This window comes from Aurantiacibacter gilvus, from assembly GCF_038289935.1.
In the GTDB taxonomy this organism is placed as follows: Bacteria; Pseudomonadota; Alphaproteobacteria; order Sphingomonadales; family Sphingomonadaceae; genus Alteraurantiacibacter; species Alteraurantiacibacter gilvus.
The window spans coordinates 653,527-675,014 of the sequence record NZ_JBBYHV010000002.1 but is presented as its reverse complement, the minus strand read 5'-3'; the positions used below and the strand labels follow the sequence as shown (position 1 = coordinate 675,014).

At 65.0% G+C, this 21,488-nt stretch carries 18 protein-coding genes; 6 read left to right on the top strand and 12 right to left on the bottom strand.

Features of this window, described 5'->3' with window-relative positions; all coding sequences use genetic code 11:
- Window positions 1–16: 16 nt before the first annotated feature.
- Genes AAEO60_RS13135 through AAEO60_RS13125 form a run of 3 tightly spaced genes read right to left on the bottom strand, consistent with a single transcriptional unit; the run spans window position 17 to window position 2,974 of the window.
- Window positions 17–643: a hypothetical protein gene (locus tag AAEO60_RS13135; protein WP_341674162.1), complete on the bottom strand. Its 627-nt coding sequence runs from the start codon at window positions 641–643 to the stop codon at window positions 17–19.
- Window positions 644–653: 10 nt separating this feature from the next.
- On the bottom strand, window positions 654–2,255 hold the full coding sequence (locus AAEO60_RS13130) for a hypothetical protein (RefSeq protein WP_341674161.1): 1,602 nt from the start codon (window positions 2,253–2,255) through the stop codon (window positions 654–656).
- The gene (locus AAEO60_RS13125; protein ID WP_341674160.1) at window positions 2,255–2,974 is read right to left on the bottom strand and encodes a CoA transferase subunit A; all 720 of its coding nucleotides are present in this window, start codon (window positions 2,972–2,974) and stop codon (window positions 2,255–2,257) included. The genes AAEO60_RS13130 and AAEO60_RS13125 overlap by 1 nt, the downstream gene beginning before the upstream one ends.
- Window positions 2,975–3,411: 437 nt before the next feature.
- Here AAEO60_RS13125 and AAEO60_RS13120 point away from each other — a divergent pair, with 437 nt between their 5' ends.
- Window positions 3,412–5,718 carry a CDC48 family AAA ATPase gene (locus AAEO60_RS13120; protein WP_341674159.1) on the top strand — a complete coding sequence of 769 codons (2,307 nt, stop codon included), beginning with the start codon at window positions 3,412–3,414 and terminating at the stop codon, window positions 5,716–5,718.
- Window positions 5,719–5,754: 36 nt separating this feature from the next.
- On the opposite strand, the gene AAEO60_RS13115 is transcribed toward AAEO60_RS13120, so the two are convergent.
- Together AAEO60_RS13115 and polA are read right to left on the bottom strand one after the other, a co-directional pair.
- Window positions 5,755–6,846 carry a mechanosensitive ion channel family protein gene (locus tag AAEO60_RS13115; protein WP_341674158.1) on the bottom strand — a complete coding sequence of 364 codons (1,092 nt, stop codon included), beginning with the start codon at window positions 6,844–6,846 and terminating at the stop codon, window positions 5,755–5,757.
- A gap of 41 nt (window positions 6,847–6,887) precedes the next feature.
- Complete coding sequence (gene polA / locus AAEO60_RS13110; RefSeq protein WP_341674157.1) at window positions 6,888–9,737, bottom strand: DNA polymerase I; 2,850 nt, start codon at window positions 9,735–9,737, stop codon at window positions 6,888–6,890.
- A 110-nt stretch (window positions 9,738–9,847) separates the two neighbouring features.
- Here polA and AAEO60_RS13105 point away from each other — a divergent pair, with 110 nt between their 5' ends.
- On the top strand, window positions 9,848–10,189 hold the full coding sequence (locus AAEO60_RS13105; protein ID WP_341674156.1) for a hypothetical protein: 342 nt from the start codon (window positions 9,848–9,850) through the stop codon (window positions 10,187–10,189).
- Between the two features lie 109 nt (window positions 10,190–10,298).
- Here the strand turns inward: AAEO60_RS13105 and AAEO60_RS13100 are convergent, their stop codons facing one another.
- The 3 genes from AAEO60_RS13100 to AAEO60_RS13090 all read right to left on the bottom strand — a co-directional run bounded on the left by AAEO60_RS13100 (window position 10,299) and on the right by AAEO60_RS13090 (window position 12,739).
- Window positions 10,299–11,327, bottom strand: a complete 1,029-nt coding sequence (locus AAEO60_RS13100) for a serine hydrolase (RefSeq protein WP_341674155.1) — start codon at window positions 11,325–11,327, stop codon at window positions 10,299–10,301.
- Between the two features lie 143 nt (window positions 11,328–11,470).
- Window positions 11,471–11,878, bottom strand: a complete 408-nt coding sequence (locus AAEO60_RS13095) for a baeRF12 domain-containing protein (protein ID WP_341674154.1) — start codon at window positions 11,876–11,878, stop codon at window positions 11,471–11,473.
- A gap of 72 nt (window positions 11,879–11,950) precedes the next feature.
- On the bottom strand, window positions 11,951–12,739 hold the full coding sequence (locus tag AAEO60_RS13090; protein ID WP_341674153.1) for a class I SAM-dependent methyltransferase: 789 nt from the start codon (window positions 12,737–12,739) through the stop codon (window positions 11,951–11,953).
- Between the two features lie 150 nt (window positions 12,740–12,889).
- Here AAEO60_RS13090 and AAEO60_RS13085 point away from each other — a divergent pair, with 150 nt between their 5' ends.
- Entirely contained in the window at window positions 12,890–15,226 is a 2,337-nt protein-coding gene (locus AAEO60_RS13085; protein WP_341674152.1) for a DUF305 domain-containing protein, read from the top strand.
- Between the two features lie 131 nt (window positions 15,227–15,357).
- On the opposite strand, the gene AAEO60_RS13080 is transcribed toward AAEO60_RS13085, so the two are convergent.
- From AAEO60_RS13080 to AAEO60_RS13070, 3 genes are read right to left on the bottom strand one after another with little or no spacing between them, the layout of a single operon-like run.
- Window positions 15,358–15,603, bottom strand: a complete 246-nt coding sequence (locus tag AAEO60_RS13080; RefSeq protein ID WP_341674151.1) for a hypothetical protein — start codon at window positions 15,601–15,603, stop codon at window positions 15,358–15,360.
- A 56-nt stretch (window positions 15,604–15,659) separates the two neighbouring features.
- On the bottom strand, window positions 15,660–16,655 hold the full coding sequence (locus AAEO60_RS13075) for a copper resistance protein B (RefSeq protein WP_341674150.1): 996 nt from the start codon (window positions 16,653–16,655) through the stop codon (window positions 15,660–15,662).
- The gene (locus tag AAEO60_RS13070) at window positions 16,655–18,406 is read right to left on the bottom strand and encodes a copper resistance system multicopper oxidase (RefSeq protein ID WP_341674149.1); all 1,752 of its coding nucleotides are present in this window, start codon (window positions 18,404–18,406) and stop codon (window positions 16,655–16,657) included. Before AAEO60_RS13070 ends, AAEO60_RS13075 begins: the two co-directional genes overlap by 1 nt.
- Before the next feature lie 52 nt (window positions 18,407–18,458).
- On the opposite strand from AAEO60_RS13070, the gene AAEO60_RS13065 reads away from it, so the two are divergent.
- The 3 genes from AAEO60_RS13065 (at window position 18,459) to AAEO60_RS13055 (ending at window position 20,111) form a co-directional block, all read left to right on the top strand.
- Entirely contained in the window at window positions 18,459–18,746 is a 288-nt protein-coding gene (locus tag AAEO60_RS13065; RefSeq protein WP_341674148.1) for a metal-sensitive transcriptional regulator, read from the top strand.
- A 26-nt stretch (window positions 18,747–18,772) separates the two neighbouring features.
- Window positions 18,773–19,486, top strand: a complete 714-nt coding sequence (locus AAEO60_RS13060) for a MauE/DoxX family redox-associated membrane protein (protein WP_341674691.1) — start codon at window positions 18,773–18,775, stop codon at window positions 19,484–19,486.
- A 64-nt stretch (window positions 19,487–19,550) separates the two neighbouring features.
- Window positions 19,551–20,111 carry a DUF305 domain-containing protein gene (locus AAEO60_RS13055; protein ID WP_341674147.1) on the top strand — a complete coding sequence of 187 codons (561 nt, stop codon included), beginning with the start codon at window positions 19,551–19,553 and terminating at the stop codon, window positions 20,109–20,111.
- A gap of 6 nt (window positions 20,112–20,117) precedes the next feature.
- Here the strand turns inward: AAEO60_RS13055 and AAEO60_RS13050 are convergent, their stop codons facing one another.
- The gene (locus AAEO60_RS13050) at window positions 20,118–21,422 is read right to left on the bottom strand and encodes an APC family permease (protein WP_341674146.1); all 1,305 of its coding nucleotides are present in this window, start codon (window positions 21,420–21,422) and stop codon (window positions 20,118–20,120) included.
- Window positions 21,423–21,488: the final 66 nt, after the last annotated feature.

Below are 21,488 nucleotides of genomic sequence, written 5' to 3'. Positions count from 1 at the left end.
CTTTCCTTTGCGGGTCTTAGCGGTTGGCGGCCTGGCGGACAGGCCGGTTGAAGTGGAGGATCAGGAATTCGTATTCGCCATGGTCCATCGAGCCGTCCTCGTCATCGTCGAACCAGGCGACAAGGTAGAGTCGGTCGGACTGCACACTGACGGGGTATTCGCGGCGTTCGTCGTTGCCGAGATAGAGCATACTCGACACATTGAAGGTGTGCCGGTCGCGCTCGGGACCAAGCCGTAATCCGTTGAGGAAATGGTGGCCTTCGTCGTTGATGAACAGGGTGCCCGAACCTGCCGCAGTGTCGGCCATGCCGGTCGCTTCGCTGAAGTAGAAGGGCACGCCGTTGTCGCGGCTCTGGATCCTGCGGCTGTCGGGATCAGCTTCGGTGAAGATCGAGGGGTCGGTCCAGGCGGTTACGCGGTAGGTGTCATTATCCGTGCGAACCGGCAGGACCACGGTGAACGGCGTGCGCGACAGGTACACGTCCGTCATGAGATCATTAAGTCGCGACATTCGGACTTCGCCATCCGCCTGCTCGAACTGCAGGCCCAGCCACGGCGTATGCACCAGTGGCGCGCCGGCCGGCACGGAGGCGCAGCCGGTTGCAGCCAGTATCAGCAGGCAGGCTGGCAGGCGGGCGACCATAGGTGCGCGGTTACTCCCCGACCGGGTTGTCGATGATGAACCAGCCGGACCCCAGCATCGGCTCCAGCGCGCGGGCGTCGCTGTAGTCGATCAGGTAGTTGTAGAGGTCGTCGAAATCGGCGCGCTCGTCACCGGCCACCGCGATGATGCAGCTGGTCTGCCCGATCGATTCGCGGCGGGCCTGCTTGGTCTCACCCGGATAGCGTTCGACGTAGATCGAATCGCGCGAGTCCGGATCGAGGCCGGAGGCGACCAGCCGGTCACGCACGGCACGCGCGTCGAGCGGGGTGCGATCGGTGATCCAGGCCACGTTGACATCGCGGGCGCGAAGTTCCCGCAGGATACCGGCCAGGGCGTTGTTGATGCCCAGCGGGCCCGCCAGCGGCACGAGGCCGCCCGCCGGATCGAGGTCGATCACGATGGTGGGCGAATTGCCCGAGCATTCGCGGCGCACCGGCTGCAGGGTCGTGGGATCGGCGAGCATGGCCGAGGGTAGCGGCAAGCCACCCCCCAGCGTGCGCAGGGCATAGCTGCGCAGCGCGGCATAGCCGACCAGCCCCTGGCCGGGTTCGACCGCCGGGGCCAATTCGGCCGGCGCGACTGGCGGCTCGACCGGCGCGAGTTCGGCCTGTTGCGGGGCGGGCACCGGAGCTGGAGCAGGTGCGCGAGTTGGCATGGGCATGCTTACAGGTGGCTCGCCCGGCGGTACGGCGGGCAGTTCGGCCACCGCGAGTTCGACCGGCTCGGGTGCAGGCTCTGGCATGGCTGCCGGAGCGGGAGCTGGCGCTGGTTCAGGTTCGACCTCGGCCAGCTCTGCGGGTGCGGGTTCCGGAGCAGGAGCGGGCATGGGAGCCGGTTCCGGCTCGGGCTCGGGCTCGCTCAAGTCGGCGAAGGCTGTTTCCAGCGTTTCGTTCGCCGGTTCCGGAGCGGGATTGCTTGGCGGTACGGCGGGCAGCTCGGCAGCTGCCAGTTCGGCCGACCCGGGCTCCGGCTCCGACGATGGTTCGGGTGCCGGGGCGGGCGGTTCGACTGGGGGTTCGGCAGCGGCGAGCGTGGCAGCTTGCGGTTCCGGTTCGGGCACGGGGTCCGGCGTCGGTGCAGGCGCGGGACTCGGCGCGGGCGGTACATCCGCCAGCGTCATCACGATTACCGGTTCCGACTGGTTGCGCGTGGCAGGCGGCGGGGCCGAAGTCTGGGGCAGGGGTTCGACGGTCGCAAGTGCAGGCGTGGCAGGCTCCGGCTCGGGAGCAGGCGGCAGAGCAGGCGACGGGGCTGGCGTTTCGAGCATGGAGAAAGACGGACGGGGTTCCGGTTCCGGCTCGGGTGACGCGGGCGTCGGGGCAGGCGGCGTGGCTGCTGCCAGTGCAGGCTCCGGGGCCGACAATGTGGCCGGTTCCGGCGTAGGAGAAGGGGCGGGTACCGGCTGGATCTCCACGCGTCCGTCGGCCACCGGCTCACCAGCCGGATTGGCTTCACGACCCTCGACACCGCTGCGCACGATGCCGCCGGCACCGGCAACGATGGGAATGGCCGCCGCCGCGATACATCCGGACAGGCTGACCGCCGTGCCGGCCAGCAGCAGGGCTTGCTTGAGCCGGTTGTTCCTCCGCATCACGCCTCCTCGCGTTCTCGCGTCGTTACGAACTCGATCTTCTTGTCGTAGGGCGCCCCCACCACCATCCGGTTGATAAAGACGCCGGGCAGGTGGATGCAGTCAGGGTCGAGCGATCCGACCGGCACGATCTCTTCCACCTCGGCCACGCACACCTTGCCGCAGGTGGCGGCAGGCTGGTTGAAATTGCGCGCGGTCTTGCGGAACATCAGGTTGCCCGTCTCGTCCGCCTTCCACGCCTTCACGATCGACAGGTCGGCGAAGATGCCCTTTTCGAGGATGAAATCCTCCGGCCCGTCGCCCTTGTCGAACTGCTTCACTTCCTTGCCCTCGGCCACCTGGGTGCCGACGCCGGTCTTGGTGTAGAAGCCGGGAATGCCCGCGCCGCCGGCGCGCATGCGTTCGGCCAGGGTGCCCTGGGGGCAGAACTCCACCTCCAGCTCGCCAGAGAGGTATTGCCGTTCGAATTCCTTGTTCTCGCCGACGTAGGACGAGATCATCTTCTTCACCTGCTTGCTGCGCAGCAGCTTGCCGATCCCTTCGTTGTCGATCCCGGCGTTATTGCTGGCGAAGGTGAGGTTCTTCACGCCGCTGGCCTGGATGGCGCCGAGCAGGCGTTCGGGAATGCCGCACAGGCCAAAGCCGCCGGCAGCGATCAGCATGTCATCCTTCAGCAGGCCATCGAGCGCGGCTTCGGCTGAAGGAAAAAGTTTCTGCATGATATAAGTCCTCAGGGTCTCGCTCAGTTTCTTGCTTGCCGGTGTTAAAGCCATGCAGCCTTGCTGTCACCTGCCAAACCTATGCATGCTGCATTGCAATAGAGATGCTGGCTCGCTGCAGAGGAAGGGCATGGTTGCAATGGAACGAACACGGTTGTCAGCCCACAATCCATTGCAAAACAACAGAAAAAGATCACTATTGCGTTTTGTGCAACAAATCATGCTCTTTTCGCACTTGCGGAATCGGGCGGCCCCAAGCATATCTCTCCCTGCCTTTCAGGCATCCTCTCCCAAAACTTTCAAGGCCCGGTCGGCAACGACCGGGCCTTTTTTCTTGCCTCGCTCCGATCCCTCGCGCAGGCCGTCAGTGGTTTGCAATAGGTGGTGCGGCTTCCTAGGTCCGCCCAAGACCCCGAGAAGAGAGGACGACAGCACGCATGGCAGACGCGGACGCAGCAAAGGTCGAGGACGGTACGGTCAGGCTGCAGGTGGCTGCGGCGCGGCAGGAAGAATCGGGCCGCGGCGTCGTGCGCATGCCGCGTTCGGCCTTCCAGGCGCTTGGCATCACCGAAGGTGACGCGGTAGAGATCGAAGGCAAGCGCGCCACCGTGGCCTTGGCGGCAACGGCCTATCCCGAAGACGAGGCGCTGGAAGTGATCCGCCTGGACGGGCTGCAGCGCGCCAATGCCGAGACCGCCTCGGGCGAACACGTCATGGTGCGCCGCGCCGAGAGCAAGCCCGCCACCCGCGTGGTCTTTGCTCCCGCGCGCCGCGAAATGCGCCTGCAGGGGCCGACCGAAGCGCTCAAGCGCGTGTTCTTCAAGCATCCGCTGACGGCGGGCGATCTTGTCGCCACGCACGGCCAGCAGCCGGTGCAGAACGTGCCGCCCGAAGTGCGCCGCATGTTCAACGCCCCTGCCTATGCCCTGACGCAGATCCGCCTGCAGGTAATCTCAACCGTGCCCAAGGGCGTGGTCCACATCGACGAGGACACCGAAGTCGAGCTGCGCGCCGAGTTCGAAGAACCGCGCGATGCCCGCGGCATGATCAACTATGACGACGTCGGCGGCATGGACGAGACCATCAAGGCCTTGCGCGAGATGGTCGAACTGCCGCTGCGCTATCCCGAGCTGTTCACCCGCCTCGGCGTCGACCCGCCCAAGGGCGTGCTGCTGCACGGCCCGCCCGGTACCGGCAAGACGCGCCTGGCGCAGGCCGTGGCCAACGAAAGCGATGCCGAGTTCTTCACCATCAACGGGCCGGAGATCATGGGCAGCGCCTATGGCGAGAGCGAAAAGCGCCTGCGCGAAGTGTTCGAGGAAGCCGAGAAGAGCCAGCCCGCCATCGTCTTCATCGACGAGATCGATTCGATTGCGCCCAAGCGCGAGCGCGTCTCCGGCGAGGCGGAAAAGCGGCTGGTCGCCCAGCTGCTGACACTGATGGACGGCCTGCAGGCGCGGGCCAACCTGGTGGTAATCGCGGCCACCAACCGTCCCGACGCCATCGACGAGGCCCTGCGCCGCCCGGGACGCCTGGACCGCGAGATCGTGATCGGCGTGCCCGACGAGACGGGCCGCCGCGAGATCTTGGCGATCCACACCCGCGGCATGCCGCTGGGCGAAGGTGTCGACCTGATGGAGCTGGCGCGCTCGACGCACGGATTTGTCGGGGCGGACCTTGCCGCGCTGACGCGTGAGGCCGCCATCGAGGCCGTGCGCCGGATCATGCCGAAGATCGACCTCGACGCGCGCGAGATCCCGGCCGAGGTGCTGGAAGAGCTCTGCGTAGAGAAGGACGACTTCCGCGAAGCGCTGAAGCGCGTGCAGCCGTCGGCCATGCGCGAGGTCATGGTCCAGACGCCCAAGGTCGGCTGGAGCGATCTTGGCGGGCTGGACGATGCCATTGCCTCGCTGAAGGAAGGCGTCGAACTGCCGCTGAAGAACCCGCAGGCCTTCGAGCGGCTGGGTATCCGCCCGGCCAAGGGCTTCCTGCTCTATGGTCCGCCCGGCACCGGCAAGACGCTGCTGGCCAAGGCCGTGGCCAAGGAGGCCGAAGCCAACTTCATCTCGATCAAGTCGAGCGACCTCCTGTCCAAGTGGTATGGCGAGAGCGAGCAGCAGATCGCCCGCATGTTCGCCCGCGCGCGTGCCGTGGCGCCCTGCGTGGTCTTCATCGACGAGATCGATTCGCTCGTCCCGGCGCGCGGCACCGGCGCGGGCGAGCCGCAGGTGACGGCGCGCGTGGTCAACACCATCCTCGCCGAAATGGACGGGATGGAGGAGCTGTCATCGATCGTGGTGATCGGTGCGACCAACCGCCCGACGCTGGTCGACCCGGCGCTGCTGCGTCCGGGCCGGTTCGACGAGCTGGTCTATGTCGGCGCACCGGACCTTGCCGGACGCGAGCACATCCTCAATATCCATACCAAGGACATGCCGCTGGCGGACGACGTCTCGCTGGCTGACGTGGCCAAGGAAGCCGAACGCTTCACCGGTGCGGACCTTGAAGACGTGGTCCGCCGCGCGGGCCTCAACGCCATCCGCCGCTCCGACGGTGCGCCCGATACGGTGAGCGCGGCAGACTTCACCGAAGCACTGAAGGATTCGCGCGCCACGGTGACCGCCAAGATGGAAGCCGAGTACCGCAAGATGAAAGGCGAGCTGAAGAAGCGCGCCATGGAAGTGCGACCGATCGGTTTCATTTCCGAAGGCATGGTGGAAAGCACGCGAGACAGTAAGCATTAGCTTGTTTTTCGCTCACGCGGAGGTCGGAGCGAAAAGCTAACCAGGCCCGCCAGCTTCGCCCGCCTTCTCATGCCCGCCGGGCACTTCCAGCCGGTGGCGGATCAGCGCATCGGGCTGTTCCTTGCGTAGCCATGCCAGCATGTGTTCGCGCACGGCGCAGCGCAGGTTCCACAGGTCGCCGATGGTGCGCGCGCTGACCGACAGGCGCAGTTCGACACTTTCGGGGTAGGCTTCGGTCATCAGCAACTGCACGGCGCGGCCATCCCACAGCTCGTGTCCACCCACGAAGCGTTCGAACTCGGCGCGGATCGGATCGACGTCGGCAATCGGATCGAGGTGCAGGTAGACTGGCCCGGTCAACTCTTCGTTCTTGCGCGACCAGTTCTCGAAGCTGGTGTCCAGCACCTGTGCGGTGGGAACCACCACGGCGCGTTCGTCCCAGGTGCGCACGATGATGAAGGCCATGTGGATTTCTTCCACCCTGCCCGTGTGTCCGTCGATCACCACCAGGTCGCCCAGTCGCAGGGGCTCGGTAATGGCGATCTGCAGCCCGGCGATCAGCGACTTGAGCGCAGGCTGCGCCGCGGCACCGATGGCCAGCGCCGCAAGACCGGCCGAGGCCAGCAGGGTTGCGCCGATATTCTGCACGGTCGGAATGGCGAACAGCATCAGTCCGACGGTGATGAAGATGATGGCAAAGGTCGCGGTGCGCGAGAGGATCGAGATGCGTGTGCGCCGGCTGCGCACGGCCACCGGATCGACTGCCTGGTCCAGCCGCAACTCGAGCACGGCGGTGAATGCCTTGACCAACGAATAGGCGATCCAGCCCAGCAAGGCCGGGCGCAGGAACTGGCCGACCGGCTCCCAGTATTGCGCCAGCAGCGGGTCACGCTGCGCGGCGATGGTGACCGCGAGGGCAATCAGCGACCATTTGATCGGGTGGCGGATGCGCTGCAGGATCAGGTCGTCGACGGGCGAATCCGACTGCCTGGCAAGGCGGACCACCAGTGCGAACAGGATCCGGTAGGCCACGTAGGCGACGGCCACGGCCAGCACCACGCCGACGGAAGCGACGCCCAGCTGTTCCCACTCGATGGTCCAGTTGCGGGGATCGTAGGGTTCAAACATGGTTCGGACCTATGGCCGCGCAGGCTGGCCTGCAAGGGGGGCTAGTGCGCGGCATCCCAGCTCTCTCCCGTGCCGATCTCGACTCCCAGCGGTACCGAAAGCGTGACTGCGGGTTCGGCAGCCTCGGCCATGACCTTCTCGATCACCGGCGAGGCCGCTGCGACATCGCCTTCGGGCAGTTCGAACACCAGTTCGTCATGCACCTGCAGCAGCATGCGCACGTGCCCGAGACCAGCGTCAGCCAAAGCCGGCTTCATCCGCGCCATGGCCCGCTTGATGATATCGGCGCTGGTGCCCTGGATCGGTGCGTTGATCGCTGCACGCTCGCTGCCCTGGCGCTCGGCCTGGTTCTTCGAATTGATGCGCGGGAACCACGTCTTGCGGCCGAACAGCGTCTCCGAATAGCCCTTGGACCGCACGCTCTCCAGCGTGGCATGGATGTACGACTGGATGCCGGGGAAGCGCTTGAAATAGGTGTCGATCAACTCCTGCGCCTCGTCGGATTCGATACCCAGGCGGCCCGCCAGGCCCCAACGGCTGATGCCGTAGAGGATGGCGAAGTTGATGGTCTTGGCCTTGGCGCGCGTGTCGCGGTCGACCTCGCCGTACATTTCCCTGGCCGTGCGGGCGTGGATGTCCTCGCCGTTGGCGAAGGCTTCCCTCAGTTCGGGCACGTCGGCCATGTGTGCGGCCAGCCGCAGCTCGATCTGCGAATAGTCGGCGGCGAGCAGGACGTTGCCCTCTTCCGGCACGAAGGCCTTGCGGATCTCGCGTCCGATCTCGGTGCGGATGGGGATGTTCTGCAGGTTGGGATCGGTGGAGGACAGGCGTCCGGTCTGCGCGCCGACCAGCGAATAGGAGGTGTGCACGCGGCCCGTGTCGGGGTTGATCGCTTCCTGCAAGGCATCGGTATAGGTCGACTTGAGCTTCGACAGCTGGCGGTATTCCAGCACCTTGTTGGCGATGGTCGCGCCTTCGATCGCCAGGCGTTCGAGTACCGACTGGTCGGTCGAATACTGGCCGCTCTTGCCCTTCTTGCCGCCCTTGTATCCCATCTTTTCGAACAGCACTTCGCCCAGCTGCTTGGGACTGCCGATGGTGAATTGTTCGCCCGCTTCCTCGTGGATCTCGCCTTCGATCCGCGCGGTGGTTTCGGCGAACTGTTCGCTCAGCCGCGACAGGGCGGCGCGATCCACCTTGATGCCTTCGCGCTCCATGCCCGCGACCACGGGGATCAGCGGGCGGTCGACCCGCTCGTAGACCTGCGTCGCGCCATCCAGCGGCAGGCGGCGGTGCAGTACCTGGTAGAGCCGCCAGGTGACGTCGGCGTCCTCGGCAGCATATTGCGTGGCCTTGTCGAGCGGTACCTCGCCGAACGAGATCGCCTTCTTGCCGGTGCCGCAGACATCCTTGAACTTCATGCAGGTGTGGCCGAGATGGCGTGCTGCCAGCTCGTCCATGCCGTGTCCGCCGCCGATCCCGTCTTCGGACCGGCCGGCATCCATGTCGAAGCTGATGACCATGGTATCGTGTACGGGGGCGACCTCGATGCCGCAGCGGGCAAGCACGTTGAGGTCATACTTGATGTTTTGCCCAACCTTGATGACCGCGTCGCTTTCGAGCAGCGGCTTGAGCACGGCTATCGCAGCCTCGCGGTCGACCTGCTGCGGCTTCTCGGCGAACATGTCGTCGCTGCCCCCGGCCCCGCTGAAGTGGCCCAGCGGGACATAGCAGGCATCATTGGGGCCAAGGCCCAGGCTGAAGCCGACGAGGTCCGCCTGCATGGCATCGAGGCTCGAGGTCTCGGTGTCGACCGCCACCAGCCGTGCGGCAAAGGCGCGTTCGATCCAGTGCTCCAGCCGTTCCATGGTCTGCACGCATTCGTAGGCCGACCGGTCCACGGCAGGCCATTCGGGCAAGTCCTGCACATTGCCGTCAGGCGAGGCTTCCGCCCCGGCGCGTTCGGCCTTGGCGGGGTTGAGGTTGTTCGCTCGCTCGGGGCTGCCTGTGCCTGCGCCCAGCCGCTTGAGCAGGCTGTTGAAGCCGTGGGTTTCAAGGAAGGCAGCCAGCGGCTCGGGCGGAACGCCGTCGAGCTTGAACTCTTCCAGGGGCATGGGGAGGTCGCAATCTTCCTTCAGGGTCACCAGCACGCGGCTCAGCTCGGCATCGGCGCGGTGTTCCAGCAGCCGCTCCTTGAGCTTGGAGGTCTTCATCTCCCCGGCCGAATCCAGCGCTGCTGTCAGGTTGCCGTGTTCGGCGATCAGCTTGCTCGCCGTCTTGGGGCCGACGCCGAAGATGCCGGGGATGTTGTCGACCGAATCCCCCATCAGCGCGAGGACATCGCCCACCAGTTCTGGCGCGACGCCAAACTTTTCCTCGACCTCCGGGATATAGATGCGGTTGCTCTTCATCGTGTCGAGCATGTCGATGCGGGCGCCGTCCACTTCACCCACCAGTTGCATCAGGTCCTTGTCGGAAGAGACGATGGTGACGTCCCAGCCCTGGCGCTGCGCGGCGCGGGCATAGGTGGCGATCATGTCGTCCGCCTCGACGTCGGGTTCCTCGATCAGCGGCAGGCTGAAAGCGCGGGTGGCATCGCGAATCAACGGGAACTGCGGGACAAGGTCTTCCGGGGCCGGAGGGCGGTTCGCCTTGTATTCCGGATAGATTTCGTTGCGGAACGACTTGCCCGATTTGTCGAGCACGACGGCGAGGTGGGTGGGGCCGTCTGCCTTGTCCAGATCCTCCGCCAGCTTCCACAGCATGGTGGTATAGCCATAGACCGCGCCCACCGGCGTGCCCTCCGGGTTTGTCAGCGGCGGAAGCCTATGATATGCGCGGAAAATATAGGCGGAGCCATCGACCAGGTAGAGGTGCTGCTTGTCTGACATAAGCGCGGGTTACCACGCGTTTCCGCCATGGGTAAGCACCAATGATCGGTTAACCTCAGCGCAATCGTTTGGCCGCATTTGCGCCACAATTTCCTTGCGCTTGCCCAATTGTGGCCTTATTTGGGCAAGCAGAACTGGCGGAAGGGCTGGTTCCGGGACGGGCATTAGCTTCTCCCATATTATCGCAATTCAAGGGGTTTATTCCTATGCGTAAGATCATTCTCGTTGCAGCCGCCGCCGGCGCTGCTCTGTCGCTCGCCGCTTGCTCGGAAGAAGCTGCTGAAGACGCCACCGAAGAAACTGCAGCCGACATGGAATCTGTCGCTGACGACACCATGGCCGAAGGCGAAGCCATGATGGAAGAAGGCGCTGAAATGGCTGAAGAAGGCGCTGAAATGGTTGACGAAGCCGTGGAAGAAGCTGAAGATACCATGGAAGAAGCAGCCGAATAATCGGTTCAGCCTTCTAGGTTTTACAGAATTAGGGCGTGGCCAGCGATGGCCGCGCCCTTTTTCTATGCTCGTCGTGGATGTCGGCGGGCCGGGAATGTCGTGAAGGAGATCAGCGCGCCGAGCCGTTGCCGCTGCCGTATTCGGCATTGGCGAAGCTGCGCTGGGCTTCCTCGGCATAGCCATCGTAGATGGCGCGCGCGATCGAGGCGATGCGGGCCTCGCGGTTGGGGCGGCTGCCCTGGCCGGTTACGTAGATCGCCACGGCGATCGAGCGGCCATCGGGCGCGGTGAGGATGCCGATGTCGCTGGAGGTATTGTTCAGCGAGCCGGTCTTGTGCGCCACGGTGACGTTGTCCGGCATCAGCGCCGGGATGCGGCGGCGACCGGTACGGCACCGCTCCATGGCATCGATGATGACTTCGCGGCTGGAGGCCGAGAGCCAGCGGCCCTGGTAGAGGCCGGACAGCAGTTCCACCATGGCTTCGGGCGTGGCGCTGTCGCGTTCGTCGATATGGACTGCCGGGTCGAATTCGCCGTCGTCGCGCACCAGGGTGGCGATGTCGCGGGTCAGCGTGAAATCCTCGAGGCCCGCGCGGCGGGCCCAGTCGTTTACCGGGTCGACGCCGCCGATAGCGGCCAGCAGGGCATCGGTGGCGGGGTTGGAGCTGCGCGTGATCATCAGGTCGATCAGGTCGAGCGCGCTCATGTATTCGCCTTCGCGCACCGGGGCGGCGGCGCTGGAGAAGCGCTGCGAACGCACGGCCCACAGCAGCGGGTATTCGCTCGTCAGGCTGCGCTCACCGCGATCGACCATTTCAAGGTAGGTCGCGGCAATGGCGATCTTGCTGGTCGAAGCCATGGGAAAGCGCTGGTCTCCCAGCACCGAGATCGTCCGGCCCGTTGCCAGGTCTACCGCGTGGACGCCGATGCGCCCGTCGCTGCCTTCGGCAAGCTGGGCAATGTTGAGATCGAACTGGTCGCGGTATTCGGGTGAGTAATCTCGCGGCTCGCGCACTTCGGTGCCGAAGGTGCTGTCAAAGACGGTTTCGAACTGCTGTGCATGTACAGGCGAAGCCGTCAGCGCCGTTGCGGCCAGGGCGAGGGGAGCAAGAATTCGTCCGATCACTGATCTATCCATGTCACGACATTGCCTGAATCGTACTTAGCAAATGCTTAATCACTCGCGCAATGGCGATCCATGCGCGACGAGCCGCGCCGGAATATCGGTGATTCGAGGTTTTTGGACGGTGCGGAGGGCGATTTGTGCCCTCCTGCGCCTCCTCAAGCGTCGGCGAGGGCCTTTTCGATCCGCTCCAGCGGTTCGCCGGTCAGGGTCTTGTCGATCTCCGCCACCAGCCGGTTCTTCAGTTCGACATGGTAGTGCCGCCGCATCTCGCCCAGCGTCTTGGGGTCGGCGATGATCACCAGGTCGTCAAAGTCACCGGCAATGGCCTTGGCGTTCAGCCATTCGGCAACCGCAGCGCCGTGCGCCAACTCGCTCAGGTCCGTGGCGCCGATGCGCTGCCCGACATGGTCCTGGTGCCTGACGCCGGCACTGAAATTGGTCGCCTCCACGTCCGGCTCGGCAACCTTGGTCAGCTTGGGGTCGAGGATCTGCCCGTCATTGCGGAGCACGACGAAGTGCTCTCCATCGGCAAGGGCGACAAGGGCCTTGTGGGGTACTTTCACGGTTCGGTTCTCCTCTCGTCGGTGGTTTCCCAGTCAACGTGCGGAAGTGGCAAAGGTGCCGGAAAAGCGCCTCTACTCGGGCTTGCGCAGGCGCCAGGCGAACTGGTCGGTCTGGCCGCGGATCTCCGGATCGAAGACATTGGCGTCGCGCGGATCATCAGGCCGGGAGTAGAGATCGCTCTCTGCCTCCAGCTCGAACCCGGCATCGGTCAGCGCCGTCAGCGCCATCTCGCGGTCCATGCGGTGCAGCTGGTCCGCCGCTTCCGCCCCGCCGCCTTCTGCCGCCAGGTGATCCACCACTACCAGCGCGCCGCCGGGCTTGAGCGAATCGTAGAGCATGGCGATGGCCGCATCGGCCGTGCCTTCGGGCATCTGCGAAATGTACAGGTCGTGGAAGTTCATCACCGTGATGATGACGTCGAGCGGTTCGGGCCAGCCCGGTTCCGCGATCGGTCCGCGCAGCGGGAAGACGTTGACCGGATTGCCCTCGGCATCTGCATAGCGGCGCACGGTTTCGTCCTGCTCTTCGGCATATTCTGGACGGAAGCCGATGAATTCTTCCGGCTGGAAGGCATAGACCTTGCCGTCACTGCCCACGGCGATCGCCAGCAGGCGCGTGACGTAGCCGCCGCCCATGATGTAATCGCCTACCACGTCGCCGCGGTCGATCTGGGCAAAGGCCAGAAGCTCGCCCGGCTGGCGGGTGGCGTCGGTTTCGAAATCGTCAGACCGCGCAATGTCGGTAACCGCCGAAGCATATTCGGCTGCCGTATATTCGTGTGCCCGTGGTGCTTCCTCAGCATCCCCGCCGCAAGCCGACAGGCCGAGCAGCATTGCACTGGCAATGATCATGGTGCGCATGGTTGTCCTCTCCATTTTCCCTCGATGCGCAGGCTATAGGGCAGCGGTGTCTACGGCAAGCGGCGACTGGTCCAAGGTCCATCCTTGACGAACGGGCATGGCGCAGGGCCTATGGTTTCGGGACAAACCAAAATTCGGGAAGCCTTGCCAATGATTCTCCGCCACTCTCGTCATCGCCTCGCCATGGGCAGTTCGATCACCGCCCTGCTGATGGCCGGCGCAGCCAGTGTCTCGGCGCAGGAAGCCGTCATCGTGCAGCCCGGCGGGGTGGGCGAGGCCCCGCGCACGATCACCGAAGAACAGGCACTTGCCCTGGCGCGCAATTCCTATTCCTCGGCTGACGTCTCCTTCATGCAGGGGATGATCGTGCACCACCAGCAGGCCGTCGACATGGCGGAGCTGGTCGCGGACCGCACCAATACGCCCGAGATCCTCGCCGTTGCGGGCCGCATCGAGGCCTCGCAGGTCGACGAGATGGACTTCATGCGCGGCTGGCTGACCGATCGCGGCGAGCTGGTGGAAATGGCGGGCATGGGTCACACCGATCACGCCGGGATGCGCGGCATGGCCACGGCCGAGCAGATGGCGCAGCTGGAAGCCGCGCGCGGCACGGCCTTCGACCGGCTGTTCCTGGAACTGATGGTCCACCACCACCAGGGCGCTGTCTACATGGTCGACGTGCTGCACAGCCAGCGCGGCACCGCCGCCGATCCGGTGATGTACCAGTTCACCGCTGACGTGGAGAACGACCAGAACGCCGAGATCGAGCGCATGAACGCCATTCTCGCCAGCCTGTCCGACGATCCCCGTGCCGTGCTGACGGCGGGCGTCTTCGATGCGGGCGAGGCCATTTCCAACCTGCGCCACGTGGCCTTCCTGCGCAAGCCGGCGGGCTTCTTCGATCCGGAGAACCCCGCTTCGCTGCGTCCGGAAATCACCGACGACGAGGAAGACGAGGCCGAGACCGAAAGCGCTGTCGATGCCAACCACGCGGCCATGGTGGCAGCGGGCGGCGAAAACGGCGATCATGCCGACCACGCTGCGCACATGGCGCAGATGGCCCTGGACGACGCCGAAGACATTGCCGAAGCCGATCCGGAAGAAGAGCCCGAACGCCGCTACGCCACCCGTTCCGGCCTGCTGAGCTTTGCCAATACCGACATCGCCTTCGCCGGAGACCTGATGGTGGCGGGCAATTACCACGGCTTCAACGCCTACACTCTGGGCGAAGACGGCGTGCCGACGCTGGTCAGCTCGGTGGTCTGCCCCGGCGGCCAGGGCGACGTCTCCATCGCGGGCAACCTGCTGATCATGAGCGTCGAGGAGACGCGCGGCCGTACGGACTGCGGCCTCGAAGGCGTGACCGAGCGCGTCAGCGAGGACCGTTTCCGCGGCCTGCGCATTTTCGACATCACCGACATCCGCGCTCCGCGCCAGGTGGGCCAGGTGCAGACCTGCCGCGGCAGCCACACGCACTCGATCGTGCAGCAGACCGACACCAGCCTGATCGTCTACAACTCCGGCACCGGCTCGGTGCGCGAGGAGGAAGAGCTGTCGTTCTGCGTGGGCGACGTGCCGGGCGACACCCGCACTTCGCTGTTCTCCATCGACGTGATCGAAATCCCGCTGGCCGATCCGGGCGCGGCGCGCATCGTCTCGTCTCCGCGCGTCTTTGCCGATCCCGAAACCGGCCGCCTCGCCGGCCTGTGGGCCGGCGGTGACCATGGTGACCAGACCCAGGACACCCGCCGGACCGACCAGTGCCACGACATCACCGTTTTTCCCTCGCTCAACATCGCGGCGGGGGCCTGTTCGGGCAATGGCATCATCTTCGACATTTCCGACCCGCTGAACCCGACGCGCATGGACGAAGTGGTCGATCCGGGCTTTGCCTACTGGCACTCGGCCACCTTCAACAACACCGGCGACGTCGTGCTGTTCACCGACGAATGGGGCGGCGGGGGCCGTCCGCGTTGCCAGGCCACCGATCCGCGCAACTGGGGTGCCAATGCCTTCTACGCCATCGTCGACGGCCAGCTGGAATATCGCGGCACCTACAAGCTGCCGGCACCGCAGGGCGACAAGGAAAACTGCGTCGCGCACAACGGCTCGATCATCCCGGTCCCGGGGCGCAACGTGTTCGTCCAGGCCTGGTACCAGGGCGGCGTTTCGGTGATCGACTTCACGGACCCGACCAACCCGTTCGAGATCGCCTTTTTCGACCGCGGCCCGATCGATGCCGACCAGCTGGTGACCGGCGGTTACTGGTCCGCTTACTGGTACAACGGCCGCATCTACGCGACCGAGATTGCGCGCGGGCTGGATGTCTTCGCGCTCGAACCGAGCGAGTTCCTGACCGCCGAAGAGATCGCTGCCGCCGAAGCCGCCAGCTACCGCGACAGCGTGTTCAACCCGCAGACGCAGTACCCGGTGACCTGGACCGCAGAGGAAGTGGAAGCCGCAGAACGCAGCCGCAACGGGGGGTAACTTTTGTTGAGCGCTCCGGCCTCCGCCGGAGCGTCCTCGGTGCTGTTCCCTCCGCTCCGCTGCGGGGCACCTGCGGGCGGCCGGTCGGCCTTGCGGTCGGCTGGTCGCCGCCCGATCCAATCGCACAGCGCCTATCCCTTGGCGGAAGCCTTGGGGTAGCGCCTGCGGTAGAGCGACCACAGCGGCGAGGTCACTGTGAAACCGCCTACCGCGCCGCCGAGGTAGATGATGCCGGACTTGCCGCCTTCGTAGCCCAGCTGGTCGGTGAACAGGTAATAGGCCAGCAGCGCGCCGGCTATCGTGAATACCATGCTCAGCAGCACCAGCGGCACGAACAGGAACCAGTTGTTGCGGGTCTTGGTGGGCTTATCGGTCATGCCCCCATTCTAGCGCTACATCAGTGCGGACCCAGTGCCAGAAATATGGGAGCCGCCTAGAACCAGGTACGCAGGCCCAGCAGCAAGGCGACGCGGTCCGGCTCGTCGCCGGTGGCATATTCGACCCCGATATAGGGCGCGAATTCGCGGGCGATCTCGTAGCGCAGCCGGGCGCCCACGGTGACGTGGTAGAAGCCAGCCGTGATATCCCGCTCGGGAATATCCTGCGCGGCGATCTCTGCCTCGACGCGCGGTTGCAGGATCAGTCGCTGCGACAGGCGCATGTCGTGCTCGGCCTCGATCCGCGCGGTCAGGTCGCCCTCGTCGGAGACAAAGGCGGCGAGATCGAAGTGCACGTTATAAGGCGCAAGGCCTGCCAGTCCGACGACGGCGTGGGCAGTGGTGTCGGGCTCCGCATCGACGCGCATGCCCACCTGCAGGTCGACCCACGGCCCCACGGCATGGCCCCAGAGCAATTGCGCTTCGGCCTCTTCGACCGAACCGCCGAATTCGCCTTCCCCTTCGGACTTGAACACGATCTTGTCGGTGCCCGTGCCGTACCAGGCGCTTACGTCCCAGACATAGGTGTCGTGTCCGTCGGCCAGCTGCGCTTCCAGCCGTTCGACCAGCACGGTGCCGGTCGACGTGCCGCCGTGTGATGCGTGGTTGTAGGCGCGCGCTGCGGCCATGTCCTGCGGATCGAAAAAGAGGTCCGCCGCATGCTCGGGGCCCTCGAAAGCGCGCGCGGGTGGCGGGCCGGAGGGGATAACCATCTCCATGCCGTGGTCCATGGCGGAATGGTCCATCTGGCTGTGATCCATCTGCCCGTGGTCCATTTGTGAGTGGTCCATGGCACTGTGATCCATCGTGGAATGATCCATGGCTCCGCGATCCATCGCCCCATGCTGCGAGTGGTCTTCCGTCTGAGCCGGGGCTTGTTCTGGGGCAGGCGCTGGCGTCGGCGCCGGGGTGTGTTGCGAATGGTCGCCGTGGTCCTGTGCCATGGCAGGAGTGGCGACCAGCGCGGCCGAAGCAATCAGAAGTGCGCGCATCAGCCTTCTCCCTCCGGGAAGGGTCGGACTGTCACGGTCTGCATCATCCCGGCGTGCATGTGGTAGAGCAGGTGGCAGTGGAAGGCCCAGTCGCCCGGCTCGTTGGCCGTCAGGTCGAAGGTTGCCGAGGAGCCCGGCTGGACAATCACCGTGTGCTTGAGCGGCTGGTTCATCATCCCCGCACCGTTGACCAGTTCGAAGAAGTGTCCGTGCAGGTGGATGGGGTGCGCCATCATGGTGTCGTTGACCAGCTTCACCCGCACCCGCTCGTCGAAGCCGAAGCGGATCGGATCGTCGGTGACGGCGTTGAACTGCTTGCCGTCGAACGACCACATGTAGCGTTCCATGTTGCCGGTCAGGTGGATTTCGAGCTGTCGCTCCGGCATCCGGTGCGGGTTGGGATTGGCGGCCTTCAGGTCGGTGTAGCGCAGCACCCGGTGGTCGACCGTGTCGAGCCCGAGGCCGGGGAAGTCCATCCGGTCGACCGGCATCGGCGCAACCATGTCCACGCCGGCGTTGAGGTCGACGCTGTCGGGCAGCAGCGAGGCATCGCGCATCGAATGGTCCATGCCGCCTTCACCGGCGTCCGCACCGCCCATGTCCATGCCACCGTGCGCGCCGTGATCCATGGCTCCCATGCCCATGTCGGCCATGGTCAGCGTCACCGGCTCGCGCAGCGGCGGCGGCGTGGCGCGGTGGCCGGCGTGCGAGGTAATGCTGGCAATGCCCATGCCCGACCGGTCCATCGCCTCGGCAACGAAGGCATGGCTGCCGTCGCCGGGGCGGATAATCACGTCGTAGGTCTCGGCGGTGCCGATCTGGAATTCGTCGACCGTGACGGGATCGACCTCCTGTCCGTCGGCGGCGATCACCGTCATCTCCACGCCGGGAATGCGCACGTTGAAGAAGGTCATGGCGCTGCCGTTGATAATCCGCAGCCGGATGGCCTCGCCGGGGGTGAACATGAATTCGAGGTCGTCGGCCGGGCCGTGCCCGTTGACGAGGTAGGTGTAGGTGTCGCCCGTCACGTCGGAAATGTCGCGCGGGTTCATCCGCATGGCGCCCCACATCAGCCGCTCTTCCAGCGTCAGCGAGCCATCGCCCACGGTAGTCATCTGGCGGTTGAAGTAGTGCTCGCCCACGTGGAGCATGCGCGCGATGTCGTGCGGGTGACGCGGGGTGAACTCGCTCAGCAGCAGCACATAGTCGCGGTCGTAGCGCGGGTCCGGCATGTGGTGCGCGTGCTCGCTTTCGATAACCAGCGGGCCGTAGTGCCCCACCTGTTCCTGCAGGCCGGAGTGCGAGTGCCACCAGTAGGTGCCGGTCTGGCGGACCGGGAAGCGGTAGGTGAAGGTCTCGCCCGGACGGATGCCGGGGAAACTGACGCCGGGCACGCCGTCGAACTGGAACGGCAGCAGCAGCCCGTGCCAGTGGATCGAGGTGTCCTCGGCCAGGTTGTTGGTGACGTTGAGCGTCACGTCCTGCCCTTCGCGCAGGCGAATCAGCGGGCCGGGGATGGAGCCGTTGATGGCGATCGCGTGGCCGCTGCGGCCCCCCGTGGAGAAGTGGTGCTCGCCGACGGTGAGGTCGATGACGTCGCCCGACAGTTCGCCGAAGCCCCGGCGCGCGTGGGTGAGCGTTTGGCCGCGCGCCCATGCGGGCACGGCGAGGCCAGCGGCGGCGAGGGACAGTGATCCCTGCATCAGGCCGCGGCGGGAGAGCGAAGGCAATTTCGGCTTGTCGTTCAGCATATGCAGGCCATATAGATACCCCCCAGGGGTATGTGAAGAAGGTATTTGGTCTATGGTCGATCAGACGACTGCAACAACAGACAAGGCGACGGTAAACCGGCTCAACCGGATTGCCGGCCAGGTGCAGGGTGTGGCCCGCATGATCGAGAACGATCGATACTGCATCGAGGTCCTGACCCAGCTGCAGGCGATCAAGTCGGCGCTCGCCAAGGTGGAGACACAGGTACTGAAACGTCACGCCGATTCCTGCGTCGCCTCCGCCATCGCTTCCGGTGACGAGGAAGAGCAGCGCGTGAAGTTCGCCGAACTGGTGGACCTGTTCGAGAAGGCTCGCAAGTGAGTACCAGGACCGCCACACTCTATCGCATGGTCATGCCCGACCACCTCTGCCCCTCCGGCCTGAAGGCAAAGTGGCTGCTCGAAAGCAAGGGCTTCACGGTAGAGGACCACCCGCTGACCACGCGCGAGGAGACCGACGCGTTCAAGCGCCAGCATGATGTGAAGACCACGCCGCAGGCCTGGATCGGGGACGAACGCATCGGCGGCTATACCGACCTGCGCGCCCATTTCGGCGAGACCGTCAACAAGGGCGGCACCAGCTACAAACCTGTGATCGCACTGTTCGCGATGACCTTCCTGATGGCGCTCGGTGCGGCCTTCGTGGCGACGGAGCAGCCGCTGTCGATCCTGTCAGCCGAATGGTTCGTCAGCTTCTCCATGTGTGCGCTCGCCTATCTCAAGCTGCGCGATGTCGAGTCCTTCTCGACCATGTTCCTGAACTACGACCTGCTGGCGCGGCGCTGGGTGCCCTACGGCTACATCTACCCCTTCGCCGAGGGGCTGGCAGGCGTGCTGATGACCGCGCAGGTGCTGCACTGGCTGTCGATCCCCGTCGCTCTGTTCATCGGTACCATCGGCGCTGTCAGCGTGTTCAAGGCGGTCTATGTCGACAAGCGCGAGCTAAAGTGCGCCTGCGTCGGCGGAGACAGCAATGTCCCGCTGGGCTTCGTCTCGCTGACCGAGAACCTGTTCATGATCGGCATGGCCGTATGGATGCTGGCCGAGCCGCTTTTGGCCTGATCGGACCTTCTTCGCTGGTTGTCCGTTGTCCCGGTGCAAAATGAATTGACCGAGGGAGCCGAAAATGGCCGACAAGGAAAAGCAGCACGAAGGCAATTACAAACGATTCATGGCGATGGTGGGTACCTCCACCCTTGTCATGTTCGGCCTGATGTATCTCAACACCTATGCACTGGAGCACGTGTTCTGGAGCGAGACGCGCTTCTGGATGATGTTCGTCATGGGGGCGGCAATGGCCGTGGTCATGCTCATCTTCATGTGGGGCATGTACCGGAACACCGGGAAGAACTGGATCATCATCGGCGTTGCCGTGGCAACTTTTGCGGGCTCCCTGTGGCTCGTGCGAAGCCAGGAAACTATCGACGACAGCGAATGGATGTCGGCCATGATCCCGCATCACTCGATCGCTATCCTGACCTCCGAGCGCGCGCACATTCGTGACAAGCGCGCTCAGGAACTGGCCAACGGCATCATCACGGCGCAGCGCAAGGAAATCGCCGAGATGGAATGGCTGATCGCCGATATCGAGGAGAACGGCGTGGCGGCAACCGAAACAGAGGCCGCAGCGCGACCCGTTCCGCAGTTCGAGGGCTTCCTCAACGCCGACGGCGGCGCGACGCCCTGACCGGATTCAGCCGGTGGCGATGTGGATCTTCTCCACCTCGCCATCGGTCCGCCGCGACAGGAGATAGACCAGCCCGCCCGCAACAAGGATACCCAGCGTCGGCACGGCGGCGCTCTGCGGCACCTGGGCGAGCATCCAGAACATGAAAACCGTGGCTACAGCCGCAATCACGCCCCACCGCGCGCCCAGCCCCTTGGCAAAGGCTCCGGTGCCTCGCTTCCACATGGTGACGAAGGCCGCGATCATTACCAGCACGACCAGCGTTTCCGCCGCCACCAGCAGATTGGCGAGCGACTGGAAGGTGCCGGAAAGGGCGAGGAAAGCGATGATCACGCCGTAGATCGCGATGGCAAACCATGGCGTGTCGAACCGGTCGGAAATGCTGGCAAAGCGGGCCGGCAGCAATCCGCGCCGTCCCATGCCGTAGAGCAGCCGCGGCATGGTGACGAAGTAATTGAGCTGGCCGGTGCCGATGGAAAAGATTGCCGCGACCGCGATCAAGGTGCCACCCCAGCCACCGAACACTGCCTCGCCAGCTGCGGCCAGCGGCCTGTCCACGTTGGCCCCGTCCGGGGCGATGGCGACATAGGCCAGCAGCACCAGCGCATAGAGCGCCGCCACGATGGCGAGATTGATATACATCGACAGGAACACCGTGCGGTGCGGGTTCTTCGTCTCCCCGGCCGAAATGGTCGAAACGCCGCCACCCGAAAAGGCATAGGCCAGCAGTAGCGCGGTCGCCTCGACTTCGCTGAACTGCGGCGCGACGTAATTCGTCGGCAATCCGTTGACGAACAGGCCGGCCAGGCACAGCAACAGGATCGGGGCGAGCTTCAGCACGGTGCCTACCCACAGCGCACCGATGGAACGGCGCGTGCCGGAAATCGCCAACAGCGTGAACACCACGATCAGCGCAAGGATGGTTGCCATGCGGAGCACCGGGTCGTCGAACAGCGGGAACACCGCAGCGAGATAGGAGACGATGACATGGAAGTTGGCTGCCCGCGCGGCGATGTTGGCACCCAATATGCACCAGCCTGCCTCGAACCCGGCGAAACGCCCGAAAGCTGTCTCGACATAGAGCTGCGGACCGCCTGACTGGTCGAACAAGGTGCTGAGCTTGCCGGCAATCGCCAGCGTTGATGCGGTCAGCAGGGCGAAGACAAGGATGGCCAGCGGCGCGAGGCTTCCGGCGCCGGCGTAGAGCAAGGCAGGCAGGGCAAAGATGCCCGCGCCCACCACCCCGTTGAGGTTGAGCAGAACAGCGCTCCCCAGGCCAATGACCCGAGGTGGCTTCTTCGCTTGATCCATGAAATGTCCCCTTGGCATCGAGCCAAGGCGATGCGGGGCACCAAGTCAAACGAATAGGGTTGCACA

Bases quoted from the DNA above. Each gene is read 5' to 3' on its own strand.
- AAEO60_RS13135 (WP_341674162.1), bottom strand. From the start codon at position 643: ATGGTCGCCCGCCTGCCAGCCTGCCTGCTGATACTGGCTGCAACCGGC.
- AAEO60_RS13130 (WP_341674161.1), bottom strand. From the start codon at position 2,255: ATGCGGAGGAACAACCGGCTCAAGCAAGCCCTGCTGCTGGCCGGCACG.
- AAEO60_RS13125 (WP_341674160.1), bottom strand. From the start codon at position 2,974: ATGCAGAAACTTTTTCCTTCAGCCGAAGCCGCGCTCGATGGCCTGCTG.
- AAEO60_RS13120 (WP_341674159.1), top strand. From the start codon at position 3,412: ATGGCAGACGCGGACGCAGCAAAGGTCGAGGACGGTACGGTCAGGCTG.
- AAEO60_RS13115 (WP_341674158.1), bottom strand. From the start codon at position 6,846: ATGTTTGAACCCTACGATCCCCGCAACTGGACCATCGAGTGGGAACAG.
- polA (WP_341674157.1), bottom strand. From the start codon at position 9,737: ATGTCAGACAAGCAGCACCTCTACCTGGTCGATGGCTCCGCCTATATT.
- AAEO60_RS13100 (WP_341674155.1), bottom strand. From the start codon at position 11,327: ATGGATAGATCAGTGATCGGACGAATTCTTGCTCCCCTCGCCCTGGCC.
- AAEO60_RS13090 (WP_341674153.1), bottom strand. From the start codon at position 12,739: ATGCGCACCATGATCATTGCCAGTGCAATGCTGCTCGGCCTGTCGGCT.
- AAEO60_RS13085 (WP_341674152.1), top strand. From the start codon at position 12,890: ATGATTCTCCGCCACTCTCGTCATCGCCTCGCCATGGGCAGTTCGATC.
- AAEO60_RS13080 (WP_341674151.1), bottom strand. From the start codon at position 15,603: ATGACCGATAAGCCCACCAAGACCCGCAACAACTGGTTCCTGTTCGTG.
- AAEO60_RS13075 (WP_341674150.1), bottom strand. From the start codon at position 16,655: ATGCGCGCACTTCTGATTGCTTCGGCCGCGCTGGTCGCCACTCCTGCC.
- AAEO60_RS13070 (WP_341674149.1), bottom strand. From the start codon at position 18,406: ATGCTGAACGACAAGCCGAAATTGCCTTCGCTCTCCCGCCGCGGCCTG.
- AAEO60_RS13065 (WP_341674148.1), top strand. From the start codon at position 18,459: ATGGTCGATCAGACGACTGCAACAACAGACAAGGCGACGGTAAACCGG.
- AAEO60_RS13060 (WP_341674691.1), top strand. From the start codon at position 18,773: ATGGTCATGCCCGACCACCTCTGCCCCTCCGGCCTGAAGGCAAAGTGG.
- AAEO60_RS13055 (WP_341674147.1), top strand. From the start codon at position 19,551: ATGGCCGACAAGGAAAAGCAGCACGAAGGCAATTACAAACGATTCATG.
- AAEO60_RS13050 (WP_341674146.1), bottom strand. From the start codon at position 21,422: ATGGATCAAGCGAAGAAGCCACCTCGGGTCATTGGCCTGGGGAGCGCT.